General features: G+C 69.9%; 1 protein-coding gene. It reads left to right on the plus strand.

Features of this window, described 5'->3' with window-relative positions; genetic code table 11:
- The coding region (locus CF165_RS49840) for a condensation domain-containing protein (RefSeq protein ID WP_143268998.1) at positions 1-282 on the plus strand (282 nt) is incomplete at both ends.

The raw sequence follows: 282 nt of genomic DNA on the forward strand, positions 1-282 counted from the left end.
AACGACGTGAGCCTGTTCATGGTCGTGCACGCCGCGGTCGCCGTGTTGCTGAATCGGCTGGGCGCCGGCACGGACATCCCGATCGGTACGGTCGTCGCCGGCCGGGACGACGAAGCGCTGAACGACGTCGTCGGGTTCTTCGTCAACACCCTCGTGCTGCGCACGGACCTGAGCGGGCACCCCACGTTCCGCCAGGCGCTGGCGCGGGTGCGCGAGACCGACCTGGACGCCTTCGCCCACCAGGACCTGCCCTTCGACCGGTTGGTGGAGGCCCTCAACCCG

This window comes from Amycolatopsis vastitatis, from assembly GCF_002234595.1.
GTDB classification, from domain to species: Bacteria; Actinomycetota; Actinomycetes; order Mycobacteriales; family Pseudonocardiaceae; genus Amycolatopsis; species Amycolatopsis vastitatis.